Source organism: Vibrio sp. 10N.222.49.A3 (genome assembly GCF_041475145.1).
GTDB classification, from domain to species: domain Bacteria; phylum Pseudomonadota; class Gammaproteobacteria; order Enterobacterales; family Vibrionaceae; genus Vibrio; species Vibrio tasmaniensis_A.
Map to the genome: position 1 here is coordinate 1 of NZ_JBFRVM010000150.1, position 5,828 is coordinate 5,828.

At 39.3% G+C, this 5,828-nt stretch carries 9 protein-coding genes and 2 pseudogenes; all 11 read left to right on the forward strand.

Features of this window, described 5'->3' with window-relative positions; translation table 11 throughout:
- Positions 1–126, forward strand: a pseudogene (locus AB4589_RS20580) (IS5/IS1182 family transposase); the annotation flags it as partial.
- Between the two features lie 105 nt (positions 127–231).
- Positions 232–399, forward strand: a pseudogene (locus AB4589_RS20585) (FRG domain-containing protein); the annotation flags it as partial.
- 117 nt (positions 400–516) lie between these two features.
- Positions 517–822, forward strand: coding sequence for a hypothetical protein (locus tag AB4589_RS20590; protein ID WP_372101594.1), 306 nt, complete (start codon positions 517–519; stop codon positions 820–822).
- 31 nt (positions 823–853) lie between these two features.
- Positions 854–1,342, forward strand: a complete 489-nt coding sequence (locus AB4589_RS20595) for a site-specific integrase (protein ID WP_372101598.1) — start codon at positions 854–856, stop codon at positions 1,340–1,342.
- A gap of 203 nt (positions 1,343–1,545) precedes the next feature.
- Positions 1,546–2,289, forward strand: coding sequence for a hypothetical protein (locus AB4589_RS20600; RefSeq protein ID WP_017086663.1), 744 nt, complete (start codon positions 1,546–1,548; stop codon positions 2,287–2,289).
- A gap of 50 nt (positions 2,290–2,339) precedes the next feature.
- Positions 2,340–2,525 (forward strand): hypothetical protein, encoded by a 186-nt coding sequence (locus AB4589_RS20605; RefSeq protein WP_017086662.1) that lies wholly within the window; start codon positions 2,340–2,342, stop codon positions 2,523–2,525.
- 9 nt (positions 2,526–2,534) lie between these two features.
- On the forward strand, positions 2,535–2,771 hold the full coding sequence (locus AB4589_RS20610; protein WP_102258075.1) for a hypothetical protein: 237 nt from the start codon (positions 2,535–2,537) through the stop codon (positions 2,769–2,771).
- Positions 2,772–2,785: 14 nt separating this feature from the next.
- On the forward strand, positions 2,786–3,106 hold the full coding sequence (locus AB4589_RS20615; protein WP_102258074.1) for a hypothetical protein: 321 nt from the start codon (positions 2,786–2,788) through the stop codon (positions 3,104–3,106).
- An 11-nt stretch (positions 3,107–3,117) separates the two neighbouring features.
- Positions 3,118–3,276, forward strand: coding sequence for a hypothetical protein (locus AB4589_RS20620; RefSeq protein ID WP_372101595.1), 159 nt, complete (start codon positions 3,118–3,120; stop codon positions 3,274–3,276).
- 773 nt (positions 3,277–4,049) lie between these two features.
- On the forward strand, positions 4,050–5,444 hold the full coding sequence (locus AB4589_RS20625) for an SIR2 family protein (RefSeq protein WP_372101596.1): 1,395 nt from the start codon (positions 4,050–4,052) through the stop codon (positions 5,442–5,444).
- A 133-nt stretch (positions 5,445–5,577) separates the two neighbouring features.
- The gene (locus AB4589_RS20630; RefSeq protein WP_372101597.1) at positions 5,578–5,826 is read left to right on the forward strand and encodes a hypothetical protein; all 249 of its coding nucleotides are present in this window, start codon (positions 5,578–5,580) and stop codon (positions 5,824–5,826) included.
- Positions 5,827–5,828: the final 2 nt, after the last annotated feature.

Below are 5,828 nucleotides of genomic sequence, written 5' to 3' on the forward strand. Positions count from 1 at the left end.
CAGTTGCTAGGAGGACGATTGAGCTTAAGAAATTACAATGCCCAGGTGGGTGAAACTTACGCGATGATAAAAGCGTTGAACAAGCTTACTGGGTTAGGTATGCCTGAAACTTGTCGTATTGATTAAGAAATACGCGAAACGGGGTAGTTCTATCTTTAAATTTAATTACGCAACAAAGCCGATGGCTTTGGCTACTGGTTTAGAGGCCAAGCTGATTCAAATTGGGAACTTATACCATCAAGTGGTAGAGGAGAGTACCTTCTACCCAAAGATCGTAATAGAGATCTCGGTCGATGCACTGAGTGGGCTAGTTCGGCAATAGCGTTTTGTGAGTTACCAGAAAGTTTTATCGAAACACTTTCCATTGCACAGCATCATGGGTTAGCAACACGTCTACTAGACTGGACGCTAAATCCATTAGTTGCTTGTTTCTTTGCGGTTTCAAGTGAGTTTGAAAATGATGCAGTGATATACATATTAGAATCTATTTCGGTGCATGCACGAGCTCAGAGTTCTATGACAAAAGAACAGTTGTCTGGATATGAAGGCGTGATCTGTTACCAACCCAAAGCGATCAACCAAAGACTAATTAGTCAAAAAGGACTCTTTACCGTCCACTCTCCACCGACAATCCCCTTTCCTGTATCTAGCTCAGCATTTCATAATGACACGACAATGATAAAGCGTTACATCATACCGTCGGAGCTAAAGAAAGAAGTAAGGGATATGTTAGATAACTATGGTGTTAACGAAGCCTCTCTGTTTCCTGATTTAGATGGCTTGGCTAAATACGTGAATCGAAAAACACGAAATATGATGTGAGCGGGGGAAAACAACACTAGAGATATGTCGCATCCAAGTTCGAGACATTGTTAAGAAGAACGGACACCTAACAAAATGCTTTGCCATTAAAGGCGATGTGAATCGAGATTTTTATCTGTCCAACATTAAGCTACAGAATCTTATCAAGAACTACATTGAGCAACGGCTAAAAGATGGTGATCACCCCGATCAATACAATGCTTTTGATGCTGATGAACCATTCTTTAAGCGTAGGAATGGCGACCATTTTAAAATCAAGCATAGAACCACAGAGAAAGGTAATACGACTTACCACTGTAATGCTTTAAATAATCACATCAAACGATTGTTGGCTGATTCTGGTATTGATCAGCCTAGTATTCTAAGCGGTAGACGCACGTTTGCTGTAAGGCTTAAACGTCATGGAGTAGACGTTCCGACTATCCATTTGATGCTTGGAAATAAGAGCCTTGAAACCACGTTAAGACTTATAGAGACAGATACTGTGAGTATGCTAGCAATTGCAGATATGGCTTTTTAAAATATGCTAGACATATATGACGGGTGTATGTAGTGTGCTTTTATTAGCTACAAACAAGTGAGCCACCCTCGAAAGGGTGGCTCTTAAACTCGCTACCTGTTGTCAATACTGTTTCCAGCGGAAGAGGACAGGGCTATCACAACAAGAGGATTAACCTCAGTTGTTTCTAATAATACACAACCTTGATACAGAGGGCAAATAATTTGGATTTGGAAGAGATCAAGCAAGGACTTTCTACAGAAAAACTAGAGACCTATCGTCAGGTGCTCGACTGTAAATCTGATAGTGAGTTGATAGCCGTTTATATGGCGATGCAAAGTATAATGTCTCAGTTTTTCTCAGTAGTTCAGCTACTTGAAGTGACGTTGAGAAATTCAATCCATAAATCAGCAACAGAATGCTTTGAAGATGATGAATGGTATAAGCGAATTCCTCTAAGTCAAGAGTCTCGAAAACAAGTCGATTTTGCAGAACAGCAGTGTTTAAAGGATGTAGGCGTTCGATATACCAGTAACGATCTTGTTTCTCGATTACCGTTTGGATTTTGGGTTCACATGTTACACCGAGACTACAACAACCCTCGCAACAGAGATCATAACCTATGGCAAACACAGTTGGATAAGTGTTTCCCGAACGCTAGAGAGAAGAGAGTTAAACTCAATACATTATTTCAGAAAATGGGAGCATTAAATAAGTTCAGGAATCGTTTATTCCATCATGAGCCAGCATGGAAAGGTAGATCCACTCGAAACCGAGTTGATGCTATTGAGTTTCTTCTAAAAATGTTCAATGAGCACACGGACGCTATTTACTTACTATCCACTTCTAAACGAGAGCTTATTACAGTGTTAGGGTTTGAAGAAAAATTCAATCAAGAGTGTAATATCAAAAACTTAGAACGTTTTGAGTCGTTGTTAGCTCCTGAGAGTCGAAATACTGGCGATTAGTGAGCTAGACATATTTGACAGGTAATTAAATTGGAATGAACTAGACATATATGACAGGTAGAAATATTACAGAGTTTCAGCTTATAGCAAACGCTAAAGGTTGGAAGTTTGAAGAAATCGCAAAACGTTGGGGTAAGTCCGAACGCCAGTTATCACGGATAGCAAAGGCGGGTGAACAGCGTGACTTAGACGCTGTGAATGGCCTACCAAACAAAGACAACGAACAAAAGGGATAAAAAGACATCATGTTTTTTGAGTTCTTTGATTGGAAAATTAAAGCAGGAATAATTATTACCGTTGCTCTTATGTTGGGTAGCGTAATCAGCTTCATTGTTGCGTGGACAGCACCAGTACCAACCGATGCATTATCAGCCGTAACCAAATATCTAAATTATCGTTGGTTTGCTTTCTTTGCTGTCAGCACATTGTCTATTGGTGCGGCAACAATGAAGTATCACGATAGAACACTAACACGTTGCTAAGGGAAAATTTTCGCATGAAAACAAGTCAGATTTTGGAATTGCTAAGAAAGGCATCACCAACATTACAAGTCAAGATTCAACATAAAGAATATGGTGTACTACCTGTTGGTAATGTCTACCATGAACCGCCAAGAACCTTCCTGCAAGAAGCAAAAGAGGAAGGGGTATACTCTAATGTTAAAGGGCTATTAGAGCGTCTTGAAAGTATTGATGCCACTGTTCCTTTTGATGCGGATTTAACTTCTGGTGATGATTGGAATTTCCAAGAAGTGCAAAGTGTGTTTGAAAGCGAAGGAAAAGTCCTTATTCAAATTTCTGATCCAGTTTTTAATTAAGGGGAATAAGCATGAAAGTAGTTACTGAATTACACACGATGAATGTGGCCTTGTACTGCCCTCATTGCAATGAAGAACAGGATGGTTTTATAGGTGGTGGTAAGTTTGAATGTGATGACTGTAAGAAGCCTTACAAAATTCACTCTGAAGCAGATATTGAGCACAAATAATCTAAGGGGAATAAGTCGCTTTTACAAAGCGTATTCAGGGAATGCGCTTGATAAAGGCGAAAGTCGTTCAGCAGGTTTTTAAATGCCTTAACAAAGAATAAAAACCGCTGATTAGCAGCCGTAAGCTGCAATCAAATGTAGTGACAATAAATAGAGGTATACATGCAGCTAAATATACAAACTCCAATTCAAACAAAAACAGTAGGTGGTTATTCCGCTGAAATTCAGTCAGTTCATACGGACAATGTTGACTGTGTTCATGGAATTATTCATTTTCCCAATGGTAGCACGGGTACAGGAATGTGGAGCAATTCGGGAATCTGTCGAGACAGTTCACAAGAATGTAATCTCAATTGGCGCTCTTCTGAACTACAAGAGCTTCTAAAGTTTATCCAACAAGGTTTTACTTACTAGTTTCGCTATTAGATGCGCTTGAATCGGGCGCATCTGCTAGACAGGTCCTAACTTACGGGGAATAGACCTTGTACCTTTCCTTGGTCAGCGTAGCCGTGTTACGGAGATTCTGAGCCGTCAAAGACGTTTATCTATCTCAATGATTCGCAAGCTACACGATGGTCTTAGAATCCCATTGGACAGCCTTGTGAAAGAATATCAACTGGTTAAATAACATTGAAAGTTTCGACAAGCGCACTCTAAAAGCGCGTAAGCTAGTTACCTCTTCGCTTATGAGTAAAGAGTTTTCGCAGCCTCAAATCGACACAGTGATTAGTATCAACGACAAAGCAAAACAATAGCAGGAGAAAAAGCAATATATGTCAATTAGCTTTTACGATGAACGTATTCTAAATATACGCCTCAAAAAAAATAACAAAGGGTCTACTTTTTTATTTGGTGCTGCATTAAGTCAAGTAACTAATGGGGTAGGCATACCAAACGTTGAAGGTGTCATTGAATTTATTGAAGAATATGCAATAGAGCAAGAGGTTGATGAACTCTATTTTGAAGAAGCTAAAGGCTTTTCGGAACAGGATAGATACCAACAAGCTTTTAGCTTAATCGCCGGTCTATGTGGTCAAGAGTCGGTGAATGAAATCATTAAACGCGTAGTAGAAAGTAATCTCGATGAAAACGGCAAACATCGAGTACCCAAGGCAATCAAAGATTTCATTACTAGTATCAAAAACGGCAATATCGTAGTAAATAATATCATCACGACAAACTTTGATACGCTACTTGAGGAGGAGTTCAACAATCAAGGAATTTCTGTCAACTCTTTTAGCGTAGTAGCAGATACTCAGCTACCAAACGATATAAACGACAATATCAATATCTATCATTTACATGGTAGTTGGGAGCGTGGCGACTCAATGCACACAACGAATCAGTTGCAATCAAACAGAGACCGCATTGAAACTTCGCTGCAAAACCTCATTGGTAATCAAAGTTTGGTGGTTATGGGGTATGGTGGATGGGATGATAGCTTTACTCGTTCTTTGGCGTCAGCAGTTATCAATACACAGCTGAACTACAATATTCTATGGTGTTTTTACCAAGGCAACAACGCCGTAATAGAGCAAAGAGAAGCCCCTTTATTAAATCGTTTAAACGATGGCATAAGTCGTGGTCGAATCCAGCTATATAAGGGGGTCGATTGTAATAAGGTGTTCGCAACACTGGCACAGGTAAGTGCAATAAAAAAAAGACAAATTGAGCAACGTAACATTGAACAAAAACGTTTAGAAACCATTAGCTACTACAACATTCCCGAACGGCATTACAGTAGTCAAACTCGTGGGCGAACGAGAAGTAAAGCTATACAAAAGCTGACAAAAAGCAACTCATTGTTTGTAAGGTCACCATTAGGTTTCGGTGTCTATGACTTTATCTATTCGCTAACGAACTCGGTATCTGATAAAGCTACTCACTGCGTGAGAGTTAACTGCTCAGAGGTGATTTCTCAAGCACAAATTGAACATCAAGTTCTTATGGATTCAGGCCAATCTTTGTCGCAGCTTTCTTACTTACTCAACTTGCGTGAAGATGACGTGCATTTCATTATTTTCGATAAAATTCGTGGTGACATGGATGCGGAAGCTTTGATGTACTTGTCTAACCTTCCGAAAAATCTTAACGTTATACACAACAATGTATTTTTTATTTATACGTCAAGCGTTGACATTAAACAGTTTGGTAAAGTGCCAAGTTGAACTAAAAAAACTAGATCGAAACGATACTCAGCTTATTCTAGATAATAGATTCGACAAACATAGTTTTACACATACGCAAATAACTCAGATATACGAATACTCAGAAGGAGTGGTAGAGAAGCTGGAACTAATAATGGACTATTTGAATGTTAGTTCTGTTGAAGAAGTACTTTCAGATGTCGAGATGTTCAATGATGCGTTTCACTCAGAACACATTCCTAAAACCACAATGAATCAGATTAATTTGTTGTTCAATGAGCCTACAAAAGAGCCAGTGTTAAGGTATCTGAAAATTCTAGCAGTTCTCAAGAACGGAGAAACGTTGACCAACATTCGCAAAGCTGAAATGGGATCTGGTCTATATGCTGTAAACGCGCCATAAAC